The 24614-nt window shown below is 73.8% G+C and carries 28 protein-coding genes and 3 pseudogenes; 14 read left to right on the forward strand and 17 right to left on the reverse strand.

Features of this window, described 5'->3' with window-relative positions; translation table 11 throughout:
• Window positions 1-30: 30 nt before the first annotated feature.
• Window positions 31-816, reverse strand: coding sequence for a helix-turn-helix domain-containing protein (locus ACFRAR_RS19710; RefSeq protein ID WP_380699391.1), 786 nt, complete (start codon window positions 814-816; stop codon window positions 31-33).
• A gap of 18 nt (window positions 817-834) precedes the next feature.
• Window positions 835-1062 carry a hypothetical protein gene (locus ACFRAR_RS19715; protein WP_380699392.1) on the reverse strand — a complete coding sequence of 76 codons (228 nt, stop codon included), beginning with the start codon at window positions 1060-1062 and terminating at the stop codon, window positions 835-837.
• Window positions 1063-1692: 630 nt separating this feature from the next.
• Here ACFRAR_RS19715 and ACFRAR_RS19720 point away from each other — a divergent pair.
• A complete protein-coding gene (locus tag ACFRAR_RS19720) occupies window positions 1693-2241 on the forward strand; it encodes a DUF1062 domain-containing protein (protein ID WP_380699393.1) in 549 nt (182 codons plus the stop codon).
• Window positions 2242-2299: 58 nt separating this feature from the next.
• Here the strand turns inward: ACFRAR_RS19720 and ACFRAR_RS19725 are convergent, their stop codons facing one another.
• Together ACFRAR_RS19725 and ACFRAR_RS19730 are read right to left on the reverse strand one after the other, a co-directional pair.
• Window positions 2300-2851, reverse strand: a complete 552-nt coding sequence (locus ACFRAR_RS19725) for a hypothetical protein (protein WP_380699394.1) — start codon at window positions 2849-2851, stop codon at window positions 2300-2302.
• Window positions 2852-2867: 16 nt separating this feature from the next.
• Window positions 2868-3302, reverse strand: a complete 435-nt coding sequence (locus ACFRAR_RS19730; RefSeq protein WP_380699395.1) for an ATP-binding protein — start codon at window positions 3300-3302, stop codon at window positions 2868-2870.
• Window positions 3303-3574: 272 nt separating this feature from the next.
• Here ACFRAR_RS19730 and ACFRAR_RS19735 point away from each other — a divergent pair.
• The 3 genes and pseudogenes from ACFRAR_RS19735 to ACFRAR_RS19745 all read left to right on the forward strand — a co-directional run.
• Window positions 3575-3721, forward strand: a pseudogene (locus ACFRAR_RS19735) (helix-turn-helix domain-containing protein); the annotation flags it as partial.
• A 48-nt stretch (window positions 3722-3769) separates the two neighbouring features.
• Complete coding sequence (locus tag ACFRAR_RS19740) at window positions 3770-4405, forward strand: DUF5753 domain-containing protein (protein ID WP_380699417.1); 636 nt, start codon at window positions 3770-3772, stop codon at window positions 4403-4405.
• A complete protein-coding gene (locus tag ACFRAR_RS19745; protein WP_380699396.1) occupies window positions 4402-4614 on the forward strand; it encodes a DUF397 domain-containing protein in 213 nt (70 codons plus the stop codon). The genes ACFRAR_RS19740 and ACFRAR_RS19745 overlap by 4 nt, the downstream gene beginning before the upstream one ends.
• Window positions 4615-4815: 201 nt before the next feature.
• Here ACFRAR_RS19745 and ACFRAR_RS19750 read toward each other — a convergent pair whose 3' ends face one another.
• The 3 genes from ACFRAR_RS19750 to ACFRAR_RS19760 all read right to left on the reverse strand — a co-directional run bounded on the left by ACFRAR_RS19750 (window position 4816) and on the right by ACFRAR_RS19760 (window position 6834).
• Complete coding sequence (locus tag ACFRAR_RS19750) at window positions 4816-5040, reverse strand: holin (RefSeq protein WP_380699397.1); 225 nt, start codon at window positions 5038-5040, stop codon at window positions 4816-4818.
• A 105-nt stretch (window positions 5041-5145) separates the two neighbouring features.
• Complete coding sequence (locus ACFRAR_RS19755) at window positions 5146-6156, reverse strand: questin oxidase family protein (protein WP_380699398.1); 1011 nt, start codon at window positions 6154-6156, stop codon at window positions 5146-5148.
• A 66-nt stretch (window positions 6157-6222) separates the two neighbouring features.
• A complete protein-coding gene (locus tag ACFRAR_RS19760; protein WP_380699399.1) occupies window positions 6223-6834 on the reverse strand; it encodes a hypothetical protein in 612 nt (203 codons plus the stop codon).
• Window positions 6835-7030: 196 nt separating this feature from the next.
• Here ACFRAR_RS19760 and ACFRAR_RS19765 point away from each other — a divergent pair, with 196 nt between their 5' ends.
• Entirely contained in the window at window positions 7031-8167 is a 1137-nt protein-coding gene (locus ACFRAR_RS19765; RefSeq protein ID WP_380699400.1) for a DUF4037 domain-containing protein, read from the forward strand.
• 82 nt (window positions 8168-8249) lie between these two features.
• Window positions 8250-9014, forward strand: a complete 765-nt coding sequence (locus tag ACFRAR_RS19770) for a hypothetical protein (protein WP_380699401.1) — start codon at window positions 8250-8252, stop codon at window positions 9012-9014.
• Between the two features lie 296 nt (window positions 9015-9310).
• Here the strand turns inward: ACFRAR_RS19770 and ACFRAR_RS19775 are convergent, their stop codons facing one another.
• A complete protein-coding gene (locus tag ACFRAR_RS19775; protein ID WP_380699402.1) occupies window positions 9311-9775 on the reverse strand; it encodes a MarR family transcriptional regulator in 465 nt (154 codons plus the stop codon).
• A 129-nt stretch (window positions 9776-9904) separates the two neighbouring features.
• Here ACFRAR_RS19775 and ACFRAR_RS19780 point away from each other — a divergent pair, with 129 nt between their 5' ends.
• Window positions 9905-11437 carry an alpha/beta hydrolase gene (locus ACFRAR_RS19780; protein WP_380699403.1) on the forward strand — a complete coding sequence of 511 codons (1533 nt, stop codon included), beginning with the start codon at window positions 9905-9907 and terminating at the stop codon, window positions 11435-11437.
• Between the two features lie 39 nt (window positions 11438-11476).
• Here ACFRAR_RS19780 and ACFRAR_RS19785 read toward each other — a convergent pair whose 3' ends face one another.
• Complete coding sequence (locus tag ACFRAR_RS19785; RefSeq protein WP_380699404.1) at window positions 11477-13660, reverse strand: MMPL family transporter; 2184 nt, start codon at window positions 13658-13660, stop codon at window positions 11477-11479.
• 198 nt (window positions 13661-13858) lie between these two features.
• Complete coding sequence (locus tag ACFRAR_RS19790; protein WP_380699405.1) at window positions 13859-14251, reverse strand: RidA family protein; 393 nt, start codon at window positions 14249-14251, stop codon at window positions 13859-13861.
• A gap of 168 nt (window positions 14252-14419) precedes the next feature.
• Between ACFRAR_RS19790 and ACFRAR_RS19795 the strand changes: the two genes are divergently transcribed.
• Window positions 14420-15706 carry an FAD-dependent monooxygenase gene (locus ACFRAR_RS19795; protein WP_380699406.1) on the forward strand — a complete coding sequence of 429 codons (1287 nt, stop codon included), beginning with the start codon at window positions 14420-14422 and terminating at the stop codon, window positions 15704-15706.
• 60 nt (window positions 15707-15766) lie between these two features.
• On the opposite strand, the gene ACFRAR_RS19800 is transcribed toward ACFRAR_RS19795, so the two are convergent.
• Together ACFRAR_RS19800 and ACFRAR_RS19805 are read right to left on the reverse strand one after the other, a co-directional pair.
• Window positions 15767-16183, reverse strand: coding sequence for a VOC family protein (locus ACFRAR_RS19800; protein ID WP_380699407.1), 417 nt, complete (start codon window positions 16181-16183; stop codon window positions 15767-15769).
• 10 nt (window positions 16184-16193) lie between these two features.
• Window positions 16194-16592 (reverse strand): helix-turn-helix transcriptional regulator, encoded by a 399-nt coding sequence (locus tag ACFRAR_RS19805; protein ID WP_380699418.1) that lies wholly within the window; start codon window positions 16590-16592, stop codon window positions 16194-16196.
• 218 nt (window positions 16593-16810) lie between these two features.
• On the opposite strand from ACFRAR_RS19805, the gene ACFRAR_RS19810 reads away from it, so the two are divergent.
• The 3 genes from ACFRAR_RS19810 to ACFRAR_RS19820 all read left to right on the forward strand — a co-directional run bounded on the left by ACFRAR_RS19810 (window position 16811) and on the right by ACFRAR_RS19820 (window position 19673).
• A complete protein-coding gene (locus ACFRAR_RS19810) occupies window positions 16811-18091 on the forward strand; it encodes a PP2C family protein-serine/threonine phosphatase (protein WP_380699408.1) in 1281 nt (426 codons plus the stop codon).
• A gap of 193 nt (window positions 18092-18284) precedes the next feature.
• Complete coding sequence (locus tag ACFRAR_RS19815) at window positions 18285-18863, forward strand: carbonic anhydrase (protein WP_380699419.1); 579 nt, start codon at window positions 18285-18287, stop codon at window positions 18861-18863.
• 177 nt (window positions 18864-19040) lie between these two features.
• Window positions 19041-19673: a flavin reductase family protein gene (locus ACFRAR_RS19820; protein WP_380699409.1), complete on the forward strand. Its 633-nt coding sequence runs from the start codon at window positions 19041-19043 to the stop codon at window positions 19671-19673.
• A 60-nt stretch (window positions 19674-19733) separates the two neighbouring features.
• Here the strand turns inward: ACFRAR_RS19820 and ACFRAR_RS19825 are convergent, their stop codons facing one another.
• Together ACFRAR_RS19825 and ACFRAR_RS19830 are read right to left on the reverse strand one after the other, a co-directional pair.
• Entirely contained in the window at window positions 19734-20321 is a 588-nt protein-coding gene (locus ACFRAR_RS19825) for a hypothetical protein (protein ID WP_380699410.1), read from the reverse strand.
• Between the two features lie 499 nt (window positions 20322-20820).
• Window positions 20821-20946: a hypothetical protein gene (locus tag ACFRAR_RS19830; RefSeq protein ID WP_380699411.1), complete on the reverse strand. Its 126-nt coding sequence runs from the start codon at window positions 20944-20946 to the stop codon at window positions 20821-20823.
• A 198-nt stretch (window positions 20947-21144) separates the two neighbouring features.
• Between ACFRAR_RS19830 and ACFRAR_RS19835 the strand changes: the two are divergent.
• Window positions 21145-21390: pseudogene (locus ACFRAR_RS19835) on the forward strand (SAM-dependent methyltransferase); the annotation flags it as partial.
• Window positions 21391-21596: 206 nt separating this feature from the next.
• Here ACFRAR_RS19835 and ACFRAR_RS19840 read toward each other — a convergent pair.
• The 3 genes and pseudogenes from ACFRAR_RS19840 to ACFRAR_RS19850 form a co-directional block, all read right to left on the reverse strand.
• A complete protein-coding gene (locus ACFRAR_RS19840) occupies window positions 21597-22184 on the reverse strand; it encodes a short chain dehydrogenase (protein ID WP_380699412.1) in 588 nt (195 codons plus the stop codon).
• Window positions 22185-22235: 51 nt separating this feature from the next.
• Window positions 22236-22784, reverse strand: a complete 549-nt coding sequence (locus ACFRAR_RS19845; RefSeq protein WP_380699413.1) for a hypothetical protein — start codon at window positions 22782-22784, stop codon at window positions 22236-22238.
• A gap of 166 nt (window positions 22785-22950) precedes the next feature.
• A pseudogene (locus ACFRAR_RS19850) lies at window positions 22951-23235 on the reverse strand (ATP-binding protein); the annotation flags it as partial.
• 219 nt (window positions 23236-23454) lie between these two features.
• Here ACFRAR_RS19850 and ACFRAR_RS19855 point away from each other — a divergent pair.
• Window positions 23455-23736 (forward strand): hypothetical protein, encoded by a 282-nt coding sequence (locus ACFRAR_RS19855; RefSeq protein WP_380699414.1) that lies wholly within the window; start codon window positions 23455-23457, stop codon window positions 23734-23736.
• 159 nt (window positions 23737-23895) lie between these two features.
• Window positions 23896-24531 (forward strand): helix-turn-helix domain-containing protein, encoded by a 636-nt coding sequence (locus ACFRAR_RS19860; protein WP_380699415.1) that lies wholly within the window; start codon window positions 23896-23898, stop codon window positions 24529-24531.
• Window positions 24532-24614 lie beyond the last annotated feature (83 nt).

Below are 24614 nucleotides of genomic sequence, written 5' to 3' on the forward strand. Positions count from 1 at the left end.
GCGGGTGGCGCGCCCCGCCCGCGGACCCGGTCACACGAGCATCGACGGGTTGTCGTCGGTGCCTTCGCGGCCCGCCGCGGCGGGGTGGGCGGACCCTTCGTCCCGTTCGGCGGCCAGGTTGGTGCGCAGGGTCATCCACAGCCGGAACAGGGTGTCCGTCGGGGTGCCCGCGCTGGAGGACTGCATGGCCCGGACGAACTCACTGTGGTACGTACGGGAGTTGACCGGGATCGGGGACCTGGCGTTGTTCGTCCGGTCCCAGGCGGCCGCCCACAGGGCGCGGCGGGCCTCCTTGACCCCGCAGACGTCCATGTAGGCGAGGAACACGGGTTTGCGCAGCGGGGCCTCGCCCTTGAGGACCAGGGCCAGGGTGCTGGAGGGCAGTCGTTCGCCCCGGTCGCGGGCCCGGCGGTCCAGTTCCCTCAGGGAGGGCCAGTCGGCCTTGCGGCGCATCTCGTGCATCGCGCGGCGCAGGTCGGCGAAGGAGTCGACCTGTTCGGGGTCGACCCGTCGGGGTGCGCGCAGCCGCCGGGTCCTCGACGGATGCGGGACGTGGGCCCAGTAGTTGGCCTGGGACCACTTGCGGCGGGCCGTCTTGAGGTCGCCGCCGCATTCGCGGACGACGGCCTCGACGACCTTCCAGCTCGGCACGGAGCGCCCGGCGGCGGCCCGTTGCAGGGTGGTGGGGTGGTAGTTGGTCCGATCGGCCAGCTGACGGTACGTCAGCTTCGCCTCCTTGCGCTGCTCGCGCAGCCATTCGGCCAGCCGGCGCAGCGCCGGCTCGGCCGCCTCGACCGGCTTCTCTCGGCGTCCCATCGCAGGCAGACGTTCTTCCTAGGCCCGCCCCCGTCGGAGCCTGAGGGCCAGCAGGCAGCCGCCCGTGGCCAGTTCGAGCGCGGCTCCGGCCGACATGCCGGTCGCCACCAGGGCGGCGGCCAGCGCGACCGTCAGGACGACCACGACGACGACCACGACCACGGCCGTCGCGCCGAGCGGGCCGTCCGCCGTCGCGCAGCGGGCGCGGTCACGGGTGTGCGGGTGCTTGTTTCGCTTCCTCGTCATCGAGGAACCCTCCATATCACTGTCCACTCCAACTGGCGGGCACTTGTGCGGTTGGCGTCGCACTGTGTGTCCGGTGGCATCACACTCTGTCAGGCGTACGGGTGAATCCCAATCGGTTCGGTGAACATCGCGCGGATTGATGCGCCAGAGTCCCGCCCCCTGCCCGCAATTTTGCGAACGCCCTAGCAGAGACGCACAGTTCAACGAACTGAAACCGGATTTTGATGCGCCTTTGTGCAGCGCGCCCTTGTGAGCCCTCCTGGCGGGATGTGACGATTTGGAGCGGCGTCACCCGGACCTGTCGGGTCCGGAACCCGGGGCGCTGTTCACTCCAAACAATTCGGGATCATCGGCAGCGGGCCGTGTTGGCGCATGGGCCCGTCCGGACAGCAGAGACCGCCCGGCCCGTTGGTGGCCCGAGCGGTCTCTCTGCGTTGCGTCCGCCGCCGCGGAAAACCGGTGGCAGGGCGGCCGCGCGCGGGGTTACCGTGCCGTCCTGCCAGGCCGCCTAGCCAAGGGAATCCCGTTGTACACCGTGTGAGACCTCCCGATCGCTGATCTGTCGCGCGTCGCGCCTGTGCGCCGCGCTCCTTTCCGCTGCGGACTTCTCACTGGAAACGGTGTACCCCTGTGCTCGAAACCTGGGTGGTCATGCCCACCTGCCTGCCCCTTGTCCGACGGCGCTGCCACACGTGCGCGTCCGAACGCTTCCGGGCGAGCGGCAAGTTCCGTGTCAACGCCAACCACAAGCTGATCGACGTCTGGCTGCTGGTGCTCTGCACCGGGTGCGGGCGGACCGCCAAGCTCACCGTCCTGGAGCGGGCGCGGGTGCGCTCCGTGCGGCCCGATCTGCTCGACCGGCTGCACGCCAACGACCCGGGCCTGACGGCCGAGTTGCTCCGGGACCCGGCGGTGCTGCGGCGGGGCCGCGTCGCCCTCGACTGGGACGGCGCCTGGCGCCTGGACATCGGCGGCTCGAACCTCCTGGACCGCGAGGTGCTCGATGTCTCGGTCCGCTTCGCGGCCCCCGTCCCCGTCCGCCCGGTGCGGCTGATCGCCGAGGCCTGCGGCCTGTCGCGCGGCGAGGTCGAGCGGCTCCTCGCGCAGGGCCGGCTCGTGTCGGCGGTCCGGCTGGACGGCAGGCTCAGCGACGACTTCACCTTCATCCTGAAGCGCTGAGCCCTCCCCCGGGTGCCCTCGCGTGGGAAGTCGGCCGGGCCGACTTCCCACGCAGGGCTCAGGTGCGGGTGGTTTGGGTGCGGCAGTGGGTGAGGGCGTAGCGGATGCGGGGGTCGGGGTTGGGTGTGGTGGTGAGGAGTTCGCCGACCTGGACGAGGGTGGTCCAGTAGGTGGTGGGGTTTCCGGTGCGGGGCAGGGGGTGGGTGGCGGCGAGGGAGAGGTAGGCGGCGGTGAGGTTGCCGGTGGTGAACCAGCGCTGGAGGCCGTGCTGGTGGCCGGGGCGGATGCCGCCCATGGCGTCGATGGCTGTCAGGAAGTGGGCGACGACGGTGCGCTCGGTGGGGGTGAGCTGCTTGGGGACGTCGAAGACGCCGAGGGCTTCGAGGACTTCGCCGGTGTCGGCCTCGGAGTTGGGGCGGGGGTCGGCGAGGAGGGCGTCGTGGCATTCGGCGAGGCGGCGGGTGGTTTCGGCTGCGGGGATGGCGAGGGCGACGCAGACGGCCTGGGCGCAGGGCAGGGGCTGGTGGCCGAGTCGGGCGAGGAGGGCGTAGGTGGCGGCGGGGGTGGCGCCGCGCGAGAGGGTGTGGCGGGCGAGGGTGGCGAGGTGCATGGGTGGGGTTCGGCTTTCAGGCGGTGACGAGGACGGGGGTGGGGGCGGGGGCGATGAGGGCCCAGACGAACTTGCCGGGACTGCCGGGGCGGGGGCAGCAGCCCCAGCGTTCGGCGAGTTCGTTGACGAGGAACAGGCCGCGCCCGTGTTCGTCGTCCGGAGCGGCGGTGCGGAGGGCGGGGAGGCCGCTCCCGGTGTCGTGGACTTCGAGGCGCAGGCGGGAGTTGACGAGCGCGAAGCGGATCTCGATGGGCTGGTCGTCGGGCGCGTTGGAGTACTGGACGGCGTTGGCGAAGAGCTCGCACAGGAGGAGTTCGGCGGTCTCGGCGTAACGCTCGCCGGCGGGGAGGCCGGACAGGTAGGCGCGGAGCATGTAGCGGGCCAGGGGTGCGGATTCGACGCAGGAGTCGAGACGCGCGACGAACATACGGGGGCGACGGGAGGTGAGCATGGGGGGACCTCAGAGGGGCAGAGGAGGACATACGAACGGAGCGCGGCATCAGGCTGCACGCGCCTGATCCGGTGCCACCCAGCTGCCGAGTCAGCGCGACTTGAGCGCGAACGGGGCCGCCACTCGGGATTCCACACGTCAGACATGAGGCCTCCATAGGTTGCGCTGTGTTTCCGGCGAATCACCAGGCGTAGCCATGGTGGCGTGAATGCCGCTACGATTTCCAGCGTCTTACTCTTGACAGCAATGTCATGTGAAGGAGTCGAAGGGTCATGACTGAAGCCGTTGTTGACGCCCAGGCATCGCCGCAGATCCGCTTCGGCCAAGAACTTCGCAGGTCGCGTCGGGCAAAGCGGTGGTCACAGACCGAGGCAGCCAAGCAGCTGGGGTACTCGGGCGCACACATCTCATATGTCGAGAACGGGAAACGCTCACCAACACGCCCCTTCGCTGTTAAGGCCGATGAGGTGTTCGGATCGGGCCAACGATTCTTCGAGTTGTGGCGGCGATTCAGCCGGGCGGCCCTCCTTGAGGGATTCGCCGAGTTCGCTGATGCCGAAGCCCGGTGCCGACGGCTGCGTACGGTCGGCCTGGTCATCGTTCCCGGCCTTCTCCAGACCCCTGCATACGCAAGGGCGCTGGCGCAGGCAGCTGTCCGACGTGGCGCGATCACTCCAACCGAGGCGGACGAGCGCACCGACTACCTGGCACTTCGACAGGAAATCCTCAGCCAGAAGAACCCCCCGACACTTCACGTGGTGATCGAGGAAGGAGTGCTGCTGCGCCCCGTTGGTGGCCCTCGAGTCATGGCTGAGCAGCTACGACACCTTGAGAGCTTGTCCCAGCGCCCGAACATCACCATTCAGATCGCCCCGTTCAGCATGGGCGAGAATCTCTCCTTCACACTGCCGGTCGTTCTGTTGACTCTCCCGGACCACACGGTCGTGGGGTATGCGGAGTCGACCGCGAGGGGCCACCTGGAACGGTCACGCGCAACGGTTGCGGGATGGGAGAGTGACTACGATCAGCTACTGGTGGAAGCGCTGCCGAAGGCCGCTTCCCAGGAGAAGATCCGCAGGGCCCGAAAGGAACTCCCGTCATGACCGACCACGTAGACCTGTCCAGCGCCTCCTGGGCCAAGTCCTCGTACTCCAACAACGGCGGCGACTGCGTCGAGGTCGCTGCCGGTGTCCCCGGGCTGGCTCCCGTCCGCGACTCGAAGGACCCCGAGGGCCCCGCTCTCGCCTTCCCGGTCGATGCCTGGTCGAGCTTCGTTGCTGCCATCCGCTCCGGCGAGTTCGGCGACGTCTGATTCTTCCGTCCCGAACCGCAGGCCCGGACCGCCGGTTGCGCGGTCCGGGCCCTGCCGGCCGGCCTCGGGATCGGCGAGGGCGACCTGACGGCCGAGCTGTACACGGACGCGGTGGCCGCGGCCCGTACCTGACGGCGGCGCCACGAGGCCACAGGAGCGGCCTCGTGGCGCCGGCACGTACGCGTCCTTCCGGTCAGCCGGTCAGTCGCGGGGGCCCGACAGGAAGGCGGCGGACTTCGGGTCGCCGACGAGGGTGGAGACCGCGCCCTTGACCACGGTCAGGGCGGCGGGCAGCGAGGCGACTGCCGCCGCCTTGATGGCGGTGAAGGACGTCAGGTCGAACTTGTCGGCGAGCAGCAGGCCGAGGAACGCCACCGAGTAGGTGGCGACGGTGCGCTCTACCAGGTCGATGATGAGCTTCCGCATGGTCGGGACTCCTTCGCGTCGGAGCATGCGGCGTCGGGGAGTTGGCGCCTTCGGTGTACACGTTCGACCCGGGCGGTTGTGACGACGGGTCGGTGGAGCAACTCCTCACGCCGGGCGGGCGCTCAGCTCCATCGCGCGCAGCGCCGCCGCCAGCGCCGGTGCGTCGCCGACGTCCAGCGCCGTGTCCGTCAGTTTGATGACGTGTTCGTCGCCGTGCGCCAGCGCCCGCTCGAACACCTCCTCGGGGGTGGGCACGGCACGCGGTGCGTGGACCACCGGCGCGGCCGGCGCGTACATCGCGGTCACGGCCGCCGAGGCCGTCCAGGCCGCCCGCAGGCTCGGCGGCCACAGGGCGTGCGGGAGTGCGGGCAGGGCGCGCAGGACGGCGTTGGGCGCCGTGGCCGCGTGGACCAGCATCGTCTCCTCGCCGTGGCCGTAGGCGGCGTACCGGTGGGTCGCCGCCCGCACCAGTTCGGTGAGCCGGTCGTGCGCCTCCCGGGGCCGTGTCACGGCCCCGGCCCACACCGGCAGGGCCGTGACGCGCTCCAAGCGGGCCGGGAAGCCGCCGTCCCGGGCGGCGATGGCCGGCACCGCGTCGAGGGCGGCGCCCGCACGCTCGGCGCCGGGCAGGGGCGCGAGCGGGGCGAGGGGCCGGTGGCGGGCCGCCCAGTAGCCGAGGCCGTGGGCGAGTTCCGCCAGCCGGGGTGCGGTGGGCGGGCCGGACAGCAGGGTGCGCACCGCGTGGCCCACCCGGATCACCGGGTGCGTCGAGCCGCCGTACAGGCCGGGCAGCAGCCGGGGCCACCACCGGGTGAGCACCTCGCGCCAGGGGCGGTCGGCGACCTCGCGCCCGAAGTAGCCGATCCAGTCGGCGAGGCGGCGCGGATCGCCCAGCGCAGCAGGCCAGTTGGCGTCGGTGACCGGCTCGGCGCGGGCCGGGAAGTCCTCCAGCTTGTGCGCGTACCGGTCGAGCCAGCGGTGCACCGAGCGGGCCTGCCCGTGGGCGGCGAGGGCCTCGACGGCCATCGGCGCGTGGTTGGTGAGCCGCCCGAGCCGCTCGGGCCCCGAGCCGTGCAGCCGCTGGAGCGCTTCGTCCAGAATCCCTGTCGTATCCACGGCGCCGACGGTAGACCCCGGTGCCTGGGCGGCGTAACGGTCCGGAGACGTAGGCCCTGCCCGGGGTCAGGAGGTGGTCTGCGCGGTGCAGGTGCCCAGCAGCTCCCCGGGCTGGATGCTGTTGTCGCCGAACGTGGCGTTCATGACGTTCGCGAACTCCGGCAGCACGCGCATCCGGATGTCGGAGAGCGCCAGGTCGACCCGGGGCGGGACCACGGACTGCACGTCGGGGCTGATCTGCGGCCGGGCCGGGATGTTGTACACGGGCAGGCGGGTGCCCGCCGGGTCGCTGCTGGTCTGCACGACGAACGTGCTGTCGCCGGAGAGGCTGCCCTCCAGGTTCGAGACCTGCACGTAGTGGCCGGCGGCGTCGGTCAGGGTGAATCCCCCCTTGGCCGCCGTCCGGATGTAGACGGAGTTCGCCAGGGTGACGGGGTTGCCGACGGCGGTGAGGTCGATGGTGACCGTGCCGGTGGCGTCCGCGTCCCGGAAGGCCGTGGCGTTGCTGCCGGGGGTGAGGGGTTTGAAGGCGACGCCGTCCTTCGTCCACAGCACCGTGCAGTCGGCGCTGCCGGTGGCCATGTTCAGGGTGACGGGCGCGCCGGCGTAGGCGAAGTGCGCGAGGACGAGGGTGCCGGCCAGGGCCGCGACGGCGACGGCGACGGTCTTCGGGGACATGCGCGGGGACTCCTGATCTTCCGGGTGCTCCCCCTTGGTGCCCCCAGCCTTCCGGGCCCGGTGGCGCCCGGCAACCGCACGACGACCGGAACGGCGACCTCGCCTCGGCCACCCGGGGCACCCGGGGCACCCGGGATACCCGACCCCGAAAGGAATCCGCTGGCCGACAGCCCCGCCCACCGGCACAGTGGGCGCAATGAGGACTCCCGACACCGCCGACGCCGCGTTCACTCCCGGGCTGGAACTGGCCCGCCTGCTCCACGAGGAGGCCGTACGGCCGCTGCTGGCGCGGGAGTTCCCGCACCTGCCGTACGCGGCGGCGCGCGTGGGCGCCGGCTCCGAGGTGCTGTGCTTCGACACCGCGCGCTCCGCCGACCACGACTGGGGCCCGCGCCTGGAGCTGTTCCTCTCCCCCGCCGACGCCGCCCGCCACGGGCCCCGCCTGCGCGAGCTGCTGGCGCACCGCCTGCCCAAGCAGGTGCGCGGCGTGCCCACGCACGTCCGGCGCGGCCCGGACCCGGACGACCCGGTGCGCCACCTGGCGTGGACCGACGGCCCGGTGGACCACCGCGTCGAGGTGCACGACCTGCCGTCCTGGCTGGCCGGGCGGCTGGGCCCGGCGGCCCTCGCCCCGGAGCCGGACGTGCTCGACTGGCTGGCCCTGCCCCAGCAGCGGCTGCTGGAGGTGACCGCCGGGGCGGTGTTCCACGACGGCCCCGGGGAGCTGACCGCCGCGCGCCGGCGCCTGGCCTGGTACCCCGACCAGGTGTGGCGCTACCTGCTCGCCTGCCAGTGGCAGCGCGTCTCCCAGGAGGAGGCGTTCGTCGGCCGCTGCGCGGAGGCCGGCGACGACCTGGGCTCGGCCGTGACCGCCGCCCGCCTGGTCCGCGACCTGATGCGGCTGTGCCTGCTGACGGAGCGCCGCTACGCCCCGTACGGCAAGTGGCTGGGCAGCGCGTTCGCCCGCACCCAGGCCGCCGCCGAACTCGGCCCGCTGCTCCGGGGCGCCCTGGCGGCACGCGAACTCCCGGAGCGGGAACGGTACTTGTGCGAGGCCTACGAGGCGGTGGCCCGCCGGCACAACGCGCTCGGCCTGACCGCGCCCCTGGCCGCGACGCGCCGCCCGTACCACGGCCGCCCCTACCTGGTGCTGCACGCCGAGCGCTTCGCGCGGGCGCTGCTGGCCGGCCTCACGGACGAGCGGCTGCGCGCCCTGCCGCCGGTGGGCGCGGTGGACCAGTGGGCGGACGGCACCGACCTCTTCAACCGGCCGCGGGCCCTGCGCTCCGCGGTGGAAGCGATCGGCGACAGCACCGACACGGTGGGCGGTTGAGTACCGGGACGGATTGCGCGGCCGGGCCCCGACCGGCCAGGGTGTGGGCGCGAACGCGCGCGAGGCGAGAGGACCGCTGCCGGTGAAGAAGCTGCTGAAGGACGTGGCCGAGAGCTCCTTCTACCTCGTCGGCATGCCGCTGTACCGGCTCGTCGACGGCGCCCGGGGCCTGCGGGCGCTGCGCTGGCCCACCGAGCGGCGCAAGGTCAGGCTGGTCAACTCGCCGCGGGCGCGGGCCGCCCGGGCGGCGGAGCGGGAACGAATCCGGACCCTGGTCGAGGCGATGGGGGCGGTGCCGGGGGTGGAGCACGTGCTGACCCAGGTCCAGGACCTGTCCACCCGCCCGAGCTTCCATGGCCTCGACCACCCCCGGGACACCCTGCTGGTCTGCCGGATCCACGCCCGCGCCTTCTTCGTCGTCCGCGAGGACGTCCTCGACGTCCTGCCCCGGATCGCGGCCGCGGGCCTGGCCGAGTGGCGGGCCGTCGGCCAGGGACCGGACCCGGGCGGCACCCTCGACCACGCGCTGCGCTGGTACCGCGACGGCGGCATCGGCGCCGACGGCTTCCGGATGGACTCCCCCTGCCTGTCCAGCCCCGGCGCCACGCTGCACTGGGAGCGGCCCGGCCTGCCGCCCCGGGAGCCGATGCCGATGACCTCGTACACCAGCCCGCTGTACGTCCGGGAGCAGAGCCCGCCGGACGCGGACCCGGCGCGACTGCTGCGCGAGGCCCGGGCGGACGGGCGGGGCGTGGTCCTGGAGCTGGTCCTCGGCGCGGACTGGGTCGGCTACTGCCAGTACCACAGGGTGGCGCGCGGCGGCTTCCTGGGGCGCGGACGGCTCTGAAGCGGTGCGGCGAGGCGACTCCGAAGCGGTGCGGCGAGGCGGCTCCGAGCAGGGGCGCGGCGCGCCCGGACGGCCGTGCGGCCCGTCCGGGCACCCTCACCCGTTCGGCCGCAGGTCAGCACTGGGGGCGGCGGCCGTGGTTGGCCCCGCGCCTGGCCCTGGCCTTCTTCTTGCGGCGGCGCTTCGACGACATGGCCACTCCTCTCGCAACCGGGACACCCCCGGCCTTCCACCGTTCCACACCCGGGCCCACCCGGCCCGTCGAGAAGCCGCGCCCGGCCCGTCGAAGGGGTGCGTCAGTCGGGGAGGTTCCCGTTGCCGCCCAGGTTCGCGACCATGCGGCGCAGCACGTTGACCGTGGTGACGAACTCGGCGGGGTCGATGCCCTCGTGGGCGCGCTCGGTGATCTCCAGGTTGCGCTCGCGGGCGCGCAGGCGCCCGGCCTCGCCGGCCTCGGTCAGGGTGAAGCCGCCGTCGGTGTCCTCGGTCAGCCAGCCGCGGGCGATCAGGTCGTCGAAGACGGTGTCGTAGGCGGTGCCCTGGTCGTCGTAGGGGGTGAGCCGTTCGGTCAGGGTGGTGCGGGTCCAGCCGCCGGGACGGCCGGCGGCGTGGTTGAGCGTCCACCAGTGCGGCTGGGTGAGGTCTTCGACCGCCAGCCGGCGTCGCAGGCCCTCGACCACCAGGCGGCGGAAGACCTCGCCGGTCCATGCCCCGATGGGCTGGGCGGCGATGACTTCCGGCGCGTACGTCTTGATCGTCACGTTCCCGTGCTCCTTGCGATGCGGTCTTCCGGACGCGACCGACCGTAGGATCTCAAGTCGGCTTGAGGTCAAGGCGGTTCGAAGGTGCGGCCCGGCGGAAAGCGTCAACTCCCTTCTAGGCTGCCCCTCATGAAGACCGCATCGGCGCTCGCCGCCGCCCTCGCCCTGTCCGCGGCCACCGCGCTCGCCGCGGCGGCCCCGGCCGCTCCCGCCGCCCAGTCCTCCGATGCCTCGTCCTCCGCCCAGTCCTCCGCCGATCCGCTGGAGCGCTTCCGCCGCCAGCCGCTCGCCTGGTCCGCCTGCCAGGAGCCGCAGTTGGCCGCCGCCGGCGCCGAGTGCGCGGCGCTGACCGTCCCGCTGGACTACCGCGAGCCGCGGGGGCGCACCCTGTCGCTGGCCGTCTCGCGGATCCGCTCCGCCGACCCCGCCAAGCGCCGCGGCGTCCTCCAGACCAATCCGGGCGGGCCCGGTGAGCGCGGGCTGGACATGCCGGTGGCGCTGCGGGAGCGGCTGGCGCCCGCGGCGGCGGCGGCCTACGACCTGGTCGGCATGGACCCGCGCGGGGTCGGCGCCGGCGGCGGCCTGGACTGCGGCCTCACGCGCGGCACCTGGCTGCGTTCGGCCGGGGCCGGGCGGGCCGGCTTCGACCAGGCCTGGAGCCTGGCCAAGGCCGACGCGGACGCCTGCTGGAGCAAGTACCCGGACCTGCTGCCGCACCTGACCACCCGCAACACCGCCCGGGACGTCGACGTGCTGCGCGCGGCCCTCGGCGAGCAGCGGACGTCGTTCTTCGGGCAGTCCTACGGCGCGCTGCTGGGCGCGGTGTACGCGCAGCTGTTCCCGCAGCGCGTCGACCGGCTGGTGCTGGACAGCGGGCTCGACCCGGCGCGCTACGGCATCGGGCTGTTCCAGGACATGGCCGGCGCCAACGAGCGCGCGCTGGACGGCTTCGCGGCCTGGGCGGCCGCGCGGGACGCCGACTACCGCCTGGGCGCCACCCCGGCGGCGGTGCGGGCGACCGTCGAGGGCCTGGTGCGCCGGGCGGAGGCGGCGCCGATCGCCATCGACGGGTTCCGGCTCGACGGCGCGCTGCTGCCGGTGCTGCTCGCGGTCTTCCAGAGCGACGACCGCGACGACGCCCTCTACGCGGACGCGCTGCGCCGGCTGCTGGACGCCGCCGACGGCAGGCCGGTCCAGGCGGGCGAGGCCCTGCACGAGGCGCTGGCCATGCTCCTGCTGCCGAGCCCGGAGGGCGGCGCCGGCCTCGCGTCCACGGCCGCGGTGCTGTGCGACGACGTGGCGGTGCCGCGCTCGGCGCAGTGGTACCGCGAGGCCGTGGAGCGCTCCCGCGCCGCCGAGCCGGTCTTCGGCCCGGTCTACAACGGCCCCACCCCGTGCGCCTCCTGGCGCGGCGCCCCGCTGGAGGCACCGGTCGAGGTCCGCACCGCCGTCCCGGCCCTCCAGCTCCACGCCACCGGTGACACCCACGCCCCCTACCGGGGCGCCCTCGCCCTGCACGACCGCCTGCCCGGCTCCCGCCTGGTGACCGTGCCGGGGCGCGTCCACACGCTCTACCTCAACGCCTACAGCGCCTGCGCGGACGCGGCCGTGGACGCCTACCTGTCGACGGGGGCGCTGCCGGCCTCCGACACCGTCTGCTGAGGGGCGGGAGCGGGGGCAGGCGCGTGCGGAACGGGCCGCTCAGTCGTGCGAGAAGGAGATCCGCGGCAGTACCCGGTCCAGCAGGCGCGGGGTGTGCCAGGCGGCGCGCCCGGTCAGGCGCAGCAGGACGGGGAGCAGGACGAGCCGTACCAGGGCCGCGTCCAGCAGGACGGCGGTGCCGAGCACGATGCCCATCTCCTTGGGCGGCAGCGGGCCGGACAGGGCGAAGGTGAAGAACACCGCGACCATGACGCCGGCGGCGGCGAAGACGACCCGGCCGGAGTGGGCGAGGGCGCCGGTCATGGCGGCGCGGGGGTCGCCGGTGCGTTCGTAGTGCTCCTTGGCGGAGGCGAGGAGGAAGACGGTGTAGTCCATCGCGATGGCGAAGATCATCGCGAAGAAGAACACCGGTGCCCAGCCGTCCAGGAAGCCCTGGGGGGTGAAGCCGAGCAGGCCGGCGCCGTGGCCGTCCTGGAAGACCAGGCGGGCGACGCCGAAGGCGGCTCCGGTGGACAGCAGGCTGGCGGCGGTGCCGAGGGCGGCGATCAGCGGGGCGCGCAGGGCGGCGAGCAGCAGCAGGAAGCCGAGGACCATGACGACGCCGATGACCAGCGGGGTCTTCTGGGTGAGCAGGTGCTGGAGGTCGAGGTTCTCGACGGCGGCGCCGCCGACCAGGGTGTCGGCGGGCAGTTCGGCGCGCAGGGTGTGGACGGTGCGGGAGAGGTCGGGGCTGGAGGGGTCGACGGTGGGCACGGCCTGGATCATCGACCAGGCGGAGCCGTCGGCGGCGGCCTGGGCGGGCATGGCGGCGGCGATGCCGGGGGTGGTGGCGACCTGGGCGGCGACGTCGGCGGCCCGGTCGGTGGGGGTGAGGATCTGGAGGGTGCCGGGGGCGCCGGGGCCGAAGGCCTGCTGGACGGCGGTGTAGCCGGCGCGGGCGCTGGCGTCCTCGGGCAGGACGGCGATGGAGGGCATCGCGGTGCGCAGTCCGATGACGGGGGCGGCGAGGGCGATCAGGGCGGCGAGGGCGAGGGCGCCGTAGCGCAGCGGGTGCTTCCACAGGCGTTCGCCCCAGGCGGCGAAGCGCGGGGAGGCGGTGGTGTGGGACTTGGCCCAGGGCAGGGAGAGGGCGTCGACGCGGTGGCCGAGCTTGCCGAGGACGGCGGGCAGCAGGGTGAGGGTGGCGGCGAGGACGAAGAGGACGGCGAGCATGATGCCGCCGGCCATGGAGCGGAACGCCGGGGAGGGGACGAGCATCACGGCGGAGAGGCTGACGAGGACGGTGGCGCCGGAGAGCAGGACGGCCTTGCCGGCGGTGTCCATGGTCTCGGCGACGGCGCGTACGGGGTTCGAGCCCCGGTCGGCCCGGTCGGTGCGGCGGGCGGAGCGGAAGCGCACGACGAGGAAGAGCGCGTAGTCGATGCCCAGGGCGAGGGCGAACATCATGGCGAAGTTCATCGCCCAGACGGAGACCGGGAAGAGGTGGCTGATCAGCACGAGGGAGCCGGCGGAGGCCGCGAGGCCGGCCATGGTGAGCAGCAGGGGCAGGCCGGCGGCGACCAGGGAGCCGAAGGCGAGGACGAGGATGGCGAGGGTGACCGGCCAGGACATGAACTCGGACTTCATCATGGCGTCGTGGTTGGCCTTGTTGAAGTCGCTCCACAGGACGGAGGCGCCGGTGGCGTGGACGCCGATGCCGTCGGTGGACAGGGCGTTCAGGGGTTCCTTGAGGTCGTCGGCGGCGCGGACCATGTCGTCGGGCGAGGCGGCGGCGCCGGCGAGCAGGACGGCGGTGCGGCCGTCGGGGCTGATGGTGGCGCCGGGCTGGGGCTGGACGACGGTGGACACGCGCGGGTCGGCGGCGGCGAGGTCGGCGGCCTCGGTGATGACCTGCCGGACGGCGGGGTCGGTGACCGGGCGGTCGGCGGTGACGACGATCTGGATCGCGGAGGAGGCGTTGCCGGCGAAGTGCTGTTCGGCGAGTTCGCGGACCTGGACGGACTGGGAGCCGTCGGCCTGCCAGCCGGCGCCGGAGAGCGCGGTGGTGACCTTGGGGGCGAAGGCGCCGAGGCCGATGACGACGATCAGCCAGCCGATCAGGACGGCCTTGAAGTTCCGGGTGGACCACACCCCGAGGCGGCCGAGCGGCCCGGGTCGGGTGCCGCCGGTGTCCGGCGGGTCGGCGGCGGGCGTACGGGCGGCGGCTGGGGCGGGGCGGTTCACGGACGGCTCCGTTCTCGGTCGGACGGTATGCCCGAAATAATACGGGTGGGGGTATCCGACCTGGGCCAACGCAGCCCTTGCGTGGTTCATTCCACCCCCGCTGCCCCCCCGATCCCCGGCCCCCGGCCCCCGCCCCCCGACCCCCGGCCGCTCCGGGGAGCGGCCCGCCGTCCGGGCCGCTCCCCCGCCGGCCGGGGCCTAGCCGATCACCGCGTCCACCTCGACCTCGACCAGCCACCGCTCGTCGATGAAGCGCGAGACCTCCACGAAGGTGGTGACCGGGCGGATCTGCGCGAAGCGCTCGCCGTGGGCGCGCGCGGCCTCCCGCCACCGGCTCATGTCGGTGAGCATGACGCGGGTGCGCACCACGTCCGCGAGCGTGGCGCCCGCCTCCCGCAGGGCGGCCTCGGCGATGTCCAGGCAGCGGACGGTCTGGGCGTGGACGTCGCCCTGGCCGACCGTCGCGCCGTCCTCGCCGATCGGGGCGGTGCCCGCGACCGCGACGTAGGCGCCCTTGCGCACGGCCCGGGAGAAACCGATCCGCGGCTCCAGGGGCGAGCCGGAACTGACTGTCTGTCGAATGATCTCCATCGCCCCATGGTGCCGCACTAGTGCACCCCCGGGGCCGCCCGCCTGCGCGAACGTCCCCACGCGCCGCGCGGCCCGCCCTCAAGCGCCCCACCGCACTAGTGCACCACTCCCAAGTAACCGCAGGAAGAGGCTTGTTGAGACCGACGCGTACGGCGTACATTCCCCGGCATGGACAACCCCGCCACCGACAACCGCGCCACCGACACCCGCGCCACCGACATCCTCGTCTCCGGCGCCGGCATCGCCGGCCCCGCCCTCGCCCACTGGCTGCGCCGCCACGGCTTCAACCCCGTCGTCGTCGAACGCGCCCGGGGCCCGCGCCCCGGCGGCCAGGCCGTCGACCTGCGCGGCGCCGGGCGCACCGTGGTCGAGCGGATGGGCCTGATGGAACGGGTCCGCGCGCGGTGCGTCGACCAGCGCGGCATCGCCCTGGTCGACCGCGACGGGCGCGCCACCGCCCGGATACCCGTCGACCTGTTCGGCGGCGAGGGCATCGTCTCCGAGGTCGAGATCCTCCGCGGCGACCTCGCCGACCTGCTGCGCGAGGCCACCGACGGCGTCGAGTACCTCTGGGACGACACCGTCACCGCCCTCGACCAGGACGAGGACGGCGTCACCGTCACCTTCGAGAACGCCCCCGCCCGCCGCTTCGCCCTGGTCGTCGGCGCGGACGGACTGCACTCGGCGGTGCGCCGCCTCGCCTTCCCCGCCGGCGGCACCAGCGGCGGCACCAGCGGCAGCGGCAGCGGAGGAACCCACTACCGCCCCCTCGGCGGCTACCACGCCTGGTTCACCGTCCACGACCCCGCCCTCGCCCGCGAGCTCGACGGCTGGTTCCTGATGTACAACGCCCCCGGCGGCCTCGTCGCCGGCGCCCGCCCCGGCCGGCTGCCCGGCGAGGTCAAGGCCTCCCTCGGCCTGCGCTGCCCGCCCCTGGCGTACGAGCGCCACGACACCACCGCCCAGCAGCGCCTGCTCGCCGACCGCTTCGCCGGTGCCGGCTGGTGCACCGACCGGCTGTTGGTCGGGATGCGCACCGCCGGGGACTTCGCCTTCGACTCCTTCGGCCAGATCCACCTCGACCGCTACAGCCGCGGCCGCGTCGTCCTGCTCGGCGACGCCGGCTACAGCCCCAGCCCCCTCACCGGCCTGGGCACCAGCCTCGCCCTGGTCGGCGCCTACCTGCTGGCCGGCGAACTCGCCGCCGCCGCAGGCGACTTCGCTGCCGCCTTCGCTCGCTACGAGGACCTGATGCGCCCCTACGTCGCCCGCGCCCAGGAACTGCCGCCCGGCGGCCTGAACGGCTACGCCCCCGGCAGCGCCCTGGCGATCCGCCTGCGCGCCGCCTCCATGCGCTGGATGGGCCGCTGGCCGCTGCGCCCCGTCCTGGCCGCCCAGTTCGCCAAGGCCGGCGACATCGCCCTGCCCGACTACCCGCTGCCCGCCCGCGCCTGAGACCGAGACCGAGACCAGGTCCGGGTCCGGGTCCGGGCCTGAACCCGGGCCCCGCGGTGGTCAGTTGGTGCGCGGCTGGTTGAAGCGCAGCATGTTGCCCGACGGGTCGCGGAAGGCGCAGTCGCGCACCCCGTACGGCTGGTCCATCGGCTCCTGGAGCACCTCGGCGCCGGCCGCGCGCAGCCGCTCGAAGGTGGCGTCGCAGTCGTCGGTGCGGAAGATGACGCCGCGCAGCAGGCCCTTGGCGAGGAGTTCGGCGGCGGCCCGGCGGTCGTCCTCGGAGGCGTGCGGGTCGGCCAGCGGGGGCTCCAGGACGATCTCCACGCCGGGCTGGTCGGGCGAGCCGACGGTGACCCAGCGCATGCCCTCGAAGCCGACGTCGTTGCGCACCTCGAAGCCGAGGACGTCGCGGTAGAAGGCGAGCGCCCGGTCGTGGTCGTCGACGGCGATGAAGCACTGCGCGAGTTCGATGCTCATGCCGCTCACGCTACCGGCCGGGGCGGTCGAGGCCCCCGGTGTCCCCGGGGCTCCCGGTGTCCGGGCGCCGCACCGGGCGGGTGCGGACCTTGGCGACGCAGGCCGGGATCGCCGCGCCGTCCCGGTGGTCGCGGGCCCGGTAGGCGCTGGGGCTCTCCCCCACCAGCTCGGTGAAGCGGGTGCTGAAGGAGCCCAGCGAGGTGCAGCCCACCGCCATGCACACCTCCGTCACGCTCAGGTCCCCGCGCCGCAGCAGCGCCTTGGCCCGCTCGATCCGGCGGGTCATGAGGTAGCTGTACGGGGTCTCGCCGTACGCGGTGCGGAAGCTGCGCGAGAAGTGGCCGGAGGACATCAGCGCGGTACGGGCCAGCGCCGGCACGTCCAGCGGCTGCGCGTACTCGCGGTCCATCCGGTCCCGGGCCCGGCGCAGCCGGACCAGGTCGTCCAGCGGCAGGCGGGAGGCGCGGTTCACGGGGCTCGTACCAGGAGACACACCGGCCACCGTACCGAGTCGCGCCGACAGCCGGTGTCCCCGCCCGGCGTCCCCCACCCGGCGCAGCCCGCTCGCGCGCCCGCCCGCGCGCCGATCACCCTGGAGCAACGGCCGGACGGCGGAGAGGGCGGCGGGTGGACAGCGACGACACCGCCCCGCGCGCGCCCGGCAACCGGGCGGTGGCCCTCGGTGTGCTGGCCGCCACCGCCGCCGTGCTGCTCGTCCAGGCAGCCAGCGGCACCGGCTCGCGTCTGGTGCTGCTGCTGGTGTTCCTGCCCGCGCTGCTGGCGGGCCTGGGCACCGTCACCCAGACGGTGGCCGTCTCGGCGTGGGTGACCGGTGTGGTCGCGGTCCACTCGTTCCTGGTGCCGCCCGGCGACCTGCCGGCCCGGGTGGGCACCCTGCTGGGCGTGGTCGCCGCCGAGGCTGCGGTGATCGGCCTGTGCGCGCGGCGGGTGCGGCGCGAGCGGCAGCTGTCGCGGCTGCGCCAGAGTGCCGTGGCCCTCCAGCGCCAGCTGCTGCGCCCGCTGCCCGTGGCCACCGCGGACCTGCGCCTGGACGGGCTGTACCGGCCGGTGGAGCAGGACGCCCTGATCGGCGGCGACCTGTACGACGTCGCGGCGACCCCGCACGGCACCCGGGTGCTGGTCGGCGACGTCCAGGGCAAGGGGCTGCCCGCGATCGGGGCGGGCTTCGCGGTGCTGAGCGCCTTTCGGGAGGCGGCGTTCCGGGAGGCGCGGCTGGCGGCCGTCGCCGACGCGCTGGAGGCGGCGGTGGAGCGGCACAACGCCTACGCGGTGCAGAGCGGCGAGCAGGAGCGTTTCGTCACCGCGACCGTGTTGTGCGTGCGCGCCCGCGATGCGGACGGCCGGGACGGGGGCGGCGGGCACGGCGGGCACGGCGGGGACGGCGGGGACGGCGGGGACGGCGGGGACGGCGGGGACGGCGGGGACGGCGGGGACGGCGGGGACGGCGGGGACGGCGGGGACAGGCACGCCACCGAGGTGCGGGCCGTCAACTGCGGTCACCTCGCCCCCTACCTGCTGCACCCCGACGGCCGGGTGGAGCCCGTCGCCCTGGACGCCGGCCTCCCGCTCGGCCTCGCCTCGCTGGCCGCCCCCGCCGGCGCGCCGCGCCCGGTGCGGCGCTTCGCGCTGCCCGGGGACGGGGTGCTGGTGCTGCTCACCGACGGCATCACCGAGGCCCAGGACGCCTCCGGCGCGTTCTACCCCGTCGAACAGGCCCTGGCCGACCTCGCCGCGCTGCCCGCCGAGGCCCTGCCCGAGGCCCTGGACCGGCGGGCCCGGCAGTGGGGCGGCGGGCACAGCCGCGACGACGTCACGGTCCTCGCCCTGCGCCGCGCCCCGGACACCGGCTCCGGCCCCGGGGCCGCCCGGACGCCGCCCGCCCCGTGACCGGCACCGTCCGCTCCGTGACCCTGGGCTGCGGGCTCCACCTGCGGCGATCTAGGGTGCAGACATGATCCCCACACCGATATCCGACTCCGAGCCCGGCCCGGGCGGCGGCCCCGCCGACGGCCCGACACCCGGCCCCACCGGCGGCCCCACGGGCGACTTCCTGACCGACCCCGCCCAGGCACTGCGGGTGATGATGGAGGGCAACGCCCGCTTCGTCTCGGGCAACCCCGAGCACCCCAACCAGGACGCCGGGCGCCGCAAGGCCCTCGCTCCCGCGCAGCGCCCCTTCGCGGTGCTGTTCGGCTGTTCGGACTCCCGGCTGGCCGCCGAGATCATCTTCGACCAGGGCCTGGGCGACCTGTTCGTGGTGCGCACCGCCGGGCACGTCACCGGCGCGGAGGCGCTGGGCAGCATCGAGTACGGGGTGAGCGTGCTGGACTGCCCGCTGGTGGTCGTGCTGGGGCACGACTCCTGCGGCGCGGTGGCGGCGGCGCTGGACTCCCTGGAGGAGGGCCGGCTGCCGGGCGGTTTCGTCCGGGACGTGGTGGAGCGGGTGACCCCGAGCGTGCTGTCCGCCAAGGCCGCGGGCATCGAGGACCGGGACGGCATCGTGGACGAGCACATCCGCCAGACCGTGGACCTGCTGGTGGAGCGCTCCCAGGCGCTGGCCGCCCGGGTCGCCGAGGGGAAGGTCGCGGTGGTGGGCCTGTCCTACCGGCTGCGCGACGGCCAGGCCCGGCTGATCGCCGCCCACGGGCCGGTGGGCTGACCGGCCTCGTGCCGTAACGGGCCGCAGCAGGACCTTGAGCCGTCCTCGGGAACTGTCGGGAACTGTCGGGAGCTGTCGGGAGCTGGATGTCCGATCACCGCCAGCGCCCCCGCCGGGGCGCGGGCAGAGTCGTGACCAGCAACGATTCCCCCTTTTCCCGAGGACGGCAGTTCCCCCGTGCACAAGGTCACTGATCTCAAGGTCCTGTACTTCGGCACCCCGGTGGTGCTGATCGGCTCCCGCAACGAGGACGGCAGTTCCAACCTGATGCCGATGTCCTCGGCGTGGTGGCTGAACCAGTCCTGTGTCCTGGGCCTGGGCGACAGCTCCCAGACCGCCGCCAACCTGCGGCGCGAGGGCGAGTGCGTGCTCAACCTGCCGTCCTCCGCGCAGGTGGACGCCGTGGACGCCCTCGCGCTGCTGACCGCCAACCCCCACGTCCCCGAGTACCGGCAGCGCCAGGGCTACCGGCATGAGCGGCGCAAGTTCGAGGCCGCCGGGCTGACCGAGCTGCCCGGCGAGCTGGTGAAGGCGCCGCGCGCCGCCGAGTGCCCGGTGCAGCTGGAGTGCCGGGTGGAGTCCGCGACGGCGCTGACCGGCAACCGGTGCACCGCCTTCGAGGTGACGGTGGTGCGCGCCCACGTCGAGGAGAGCCTGATCGTGCCCGGCACCGACCACTACGTCGACCCGGTCGGCTGGGACCCGCTGATCATGAAGTTCTGCGAGTTCTTCGGCGACGGGCAGCGGATCGCCCCCTCCCGGCTCGCCGAGGGCTGGCAGATGCCCGGGCGGCTGCCCGCCGCCGTCTGACGGTCGGCGCCACACGGCGGTCGGTGCCACACGGCGGTCGCCGCCGCGCGACGGCCGGCGCTACGCGACGCTCTGCCCGCAGGAGTCGCACACCCGGGTGGCGGGCAGCTCCAGGAAGCAGGACGGGCAGATCGCCGGCGGGCGCGGCACGGCGGTGGCGGCGGCCTTGCGCTCCACCGTGGCGCGCAGGCGCGGGGCCAGGGCGGGCGTGCCGCCGTCGGCGGGCAGGTCGGCGCCGAAGTGCCGGTAGCAGGCCAGGCGGGCGGCGGCGGCGTGCTGCTCGCGGTCCATCTCCGCGGCCACCGGCGGCTGCCCGGCCACCGCCAGCACCTCCTGGTAGGCGGGGCCGACCCGGCCGTCGGTGGCGTGCACCGCCAGGGCCGTCAGCGGCGGGTCGCCGCGCCGGTGGGCCTCCAGGATCACCAGGGACAGCACCTTGCCGATCCAGTGCCGCTGGTTGATCCGGGTCCGCACCCCGGAGGCCTCCTGCACGGCCTCGGCGAGGTCCGCGTAGCTGATCACCGCGTGGTAGCGGCGCGCCACCTCCACCAGGGCGGGGTAGGCCGCTCTGGTCCACACGATGTGCGCCTGGCTGGCGCTGACCGCCGCACCGTCCGACGCCCGCCAGTAGCTGTGCTGCTCAGTCATCCGCCCCGCCCCTGTCTGCTTTGTCTGTGTCCGTCCCCCCGCAGGCCCCCGCCGCAGCGAGGCTACCTGGCCGCCGGGCGGCACCGTCGGGCGGGGCCCGCCTCCGCGAGGTCTTGACTTCAAGGGCTGTTGAAGTTGTCCAATAGGCGCAGACCGCAGCCGTACGGGCATCCGCGGTCGATGCCCCGCCCGTACGGAAAACGTGCCGGGGCCGGGGCCGCCGCCTTCCTGATCGTGCCGGTGGCGGCCCCGGCTCCCGCGCATCCCCAGCCCCGGGCCGGGCACCAGGCGCTCGCGGCCGCCGCCTCCCCCGCCTCGCGCCCCACCCCTCGCCTCGCGCCTCGCCTCGCGCCTCGCCTCGCCTCCGCCGCACGGGCGGGTGCGCTACCGTGGGCGGCGAAAGGCCCCCGACCACCTTCCCTGGTCGGGGGCCTTCGTGTTTGGGCGGGGCCTAGATCCCCTCGCGGGGCACCCGCCCGGCGCCTCGGCAGGGTCGCCCCTACTTCACCGCCGCGATCACCGTCCCGACCACCGTCGCCAGAGCCGCGATCACCGCGGCATTGCGCCGCAGCCACCGCCCCATCTTCTCCGACGCCCGCACCCGGACCGGCTCGTCGTCTTCCACTTCGGTCTCCTCTCACCACCGCACGTCGCCCGGGCCGGCCGACCCGGGCCAGGGTTGCGAGGAGGGAGAGACACACCGCCGCGAGGACGACGGGCAGCAATCTACCCCAATCCCCACAGCACAGTTGACGCATCGTCAACCCGCCGGACGGGCCTCCGGCTCCACGGTGATCAGCGGGTGGAAGTGGGCGATCTCGCCCCGGGGGTCGGGGCGGTCGAGAGCTGGGTCCAACTTGTCGGGGTGCGTTGGCCTTTGGTGTCGTTCCGGTGGACGTACGTGTTCGCGGCGGACGGGCGGGTGCTGACCTCGGATTCGACGCTGCGCTTCCGGGAGCGGGAGGAGGTCGAACGGGACCTGGCCGTCTGCGGGTTCGTGGTGGAGGAGGTCCGCGACGCGCCCGACCGGCCGGGGCGGGAGTTCGTCTTCGTGGCCCGCCGCCCGTGACTTCCCGTAGCGCGGGGGGAAGATTGCGGGGCCCGGCGACGCCGCGGCGGGGGGGGGGTCGGTGGCCTCCTGGGGGGCGGCGGGGGGGGCCCGCCCCCCCCCCCGCGGGGGGGGGGGGGTGTCTGACCCGGGCGCCCCCCCCCCGTGCCCCCCCCCCCCCCCCCCCCCCCGGGGCCCCCCCCCCCCCCCCCCCCGGGGAGGGTGTGTCAGGGCCGCAGGGTCTGGCCCTGGGCGGGGCCTTCGACGGCGGCGAGGTAGGTGCGGGCCACGGTGGCGGCGGGCGTGCCGTCGGCGGGGTCCAGGCCGAGGCGCTGGAGGGTCTCGGTGATCCAGCCCGGGCTGACGACGTTGATGCGCAGGCCGCGGGGCAGTTCGGCGGCGGCGTTGCGGACGAAGCCCTCCAGAGCGGCGTTGACGAGGGCACCCAGCGAGCCGTCGGCCAGCGGGGCGGCGAAGGTGCCGCCGGTGAGGGTGATGGAGCCGCCGTCGCGCAGGTGGTGCAACGCCCTTCGAGCAAGAGCGACTTGGCCCAGCAGCTTGCCCTGGAGGCCGGCGAGGAATTCCCCGTCGGTCACCGAGGCGAGGTCGACCAGCGGTCCGGAGGCGGCGCAGCAGACGACGGCGTCGAGGTCGGGCAGGGTGGCGAAGAGGGCGTCCAGGGAGGCGGGGTCCTCCAGGTCGACGGTCAGTGGGCCGCTGCGCGAGGCCCGCAGGACCTGGTGGGAGGCGGCTTCCAGGGTGTCGGCGACGGCGCTTCCGAGGGTTCCGGTGGCTCCGATGACGAGGATCTTCATGCGGTCGATCATCGCATCGGCGGAGGCGCATGCGATCACCCTCAACGCGCCTCAGGTGCGGGTGGTTTGGGTGCGGCAGTGGGTGAGGGCGTAGCGGATGCGGGGGTCGGGGTTGGGGGTGGCGGTGAGGAGTTCGCCGGCGGTGGTGAGGGTGGTCCAGTAGGTGGTGGGGTTTCCGGTGCGGGGCAGGGGGTGGGTGGCGGCGAGGGAGAGGTAGGCGGCGGTGAGGTTGCCGGTGGTGAACCAGCGCTGGAGGCCGTGGTGGTGGCCGGGGCGGATGCCGCCCATGGCGTCGATGGCCGTCAGGAAGTGGGCGACGACGGTGCGCTCGGTGGGGGTGAGCTGCTTGGGGACGTCGAAGACGCCGAGGGCTTCGAGGACTTCGCCGGTGTCGGATTCCGCGTTGGGGCGGGGGTCTGTGAGCAGAGCATCGCATTCGGCGAGGCGGCGGGTCGTCTCGGCCTGTGGGATGTCGAGGGCGAGGCAGACGGCCTGGGCGCAGGGCAGGGGCTGGTGGCCGAGGCGGGCCAGGAGCGCGTAGGTCGCGGCGGGGGTGGCGCCACGCGAGAGGGTGTGCCGGGCGAGGGTGGCGAGGTGCATGGGTAGGGTTTCGGCTTTCAGGCGGTGACGAGGACGGGGGTGGGGCGGGCGCGATGAGCGCCCAGACGAACTTGCCGGGACTGTCGGGGTGGGGGCAGCAGCCCCAGCGCTCGGCGAGTTCGTTGACGAGGAACAGGCCGCGCCCGCACTCGTCGTCCGGAGCGGCGGTGCGGAGGGCGGGGAGGCCGCTCCCGGTGTCGTGGACTTCGAGGCGCAGGCGGGAGTTGACGAGCGCGAAGCGGATCTCGATGGGCTGGTCGTCGGGCTCGTCGGAGTACTGGACGGCGTTGGCGAAGAGCTCGCAGAGAAGGAGTTCGGCGGTGTCGGCGTAGCGCTCGCCGGCGGGCAGTCCGGAGAGGTAGGCGCGGAGCATGTAGCGGGCCAGGGGCGCGGATTCGACACACGAGTCGAGGCACGCGACGAACATGCGGGGGCGACGGGTGGTGAGCATAGAGAACCTCGGAAGAGCAGAGAAGGAACGCAACGTCGCGCTGTACGTGTCTCATGTGTGGCGTCACTCGGCGACCTGGCATCAAGGGCTTGATCAGATACGGCGAGAACCCTCCGTACTGAGCTGGCGGTCTACGGATATGTACCAGCTGCCCTTACAGACGCCGAGTTCGATCACGGTGCCGTCCAACGGTGGGGCCCGGACAGACCTGGTGGGCGCATGGGCGTGGCCGACCGAAACCAACTCGCGATGCTCGACGCCGCGGTGGATGCATGCGCAGCAGTCTTTTTGGACGCACATAAAAAGCTTTGGCATCGAGGGGAGCGTAGGCAGCATCTCAGCCTCCACGTCATCTCCGAGCAGGAAGCCCCTGGTCGTGACGAGAGGATCGATCGCACCGGCAGCTTCCGGCAATGGCGGCCCCACCGTGATTTCACGGTGGGGCCGCCACAGGCCGACGACCATTCACCACGGCGTGACGAAAGCGACTCCGGGTTCTGAAGTGATGGCCTAGCGTGGAACAACAACCCTCTGCTGGACGGAGCCAAGATGCCCCGCGCCGCCGACCCGCGGACTGCCGCTGCCCGACTTGCCGCCACCGCTGATGCCTCCGGCTGGACGCCCTGGCAGCTCTCTAGCGCAATCGCGCGCGAATGCGCCGTGAGCCTGCTCCAGGCTGCACGCCTCAGCCGTGGATGGTCCCTGCGACAGGCAGCCGACGAGCTCGCCCAGCTGGGCCACCGCGTCACCGTGCAGCAGCTCTCGGCCTGGGAGCAGAGCACCACGAGGCCATCTGTCGAGCGTCTTGACGCACTGTGCCGCCTCCACCAGACCAGGCCCGACCGTCTGGGCTACGGCACCGACTACACCCCTATGGAGAACCAAGCGGCCCCCGAGTACACCACCCCGAACACCAATACCGAGGTCCCTATGGACCCGGTGCAGGCCGGGGCGTTGACTACCCGGCACGCGATACTGCGTGGACTCCTCAGTCAGGTGGGCCTCAGCCTGTCCGCTCCGGTGTTGTCCGCCCTTATGAGTGCCCGCCAGGACGGAGTTGCCGTCTTCACCACGAACGTCGCCGACACCACTGTGGATCAGTGGGAGAGCACCGCTGCCGAGTATGGCCATGCGTATCAACACACTCCGCCAGCCCGGCTTCTCGGCGATGCCGTATTGGATTTCCTCGACGTCCGGCAGCTCCTCAGCCACCGACAGTCGGCCGACCATCGCGCCCGTCTCTGCCATGTCGCTGCCCGACTCGCTGCCACCGCAGGCATCGCCCTAGATGAATGAGTCCGATTGATGGGCTGGCCGCGACCATGACGAAGGGTGCCCGTTGGTTGGTTTGTGAAGACGAACCTGGACACCCTTCTGAC

This window comes from Kitasatospora sp. NPDC056651, assembly GCF_042792155.1.
GTDB lineage: Bacteria > Actinomycetota > Actinomycetes > Streptomycetales > Streptomycetaceae > Kitasatospora.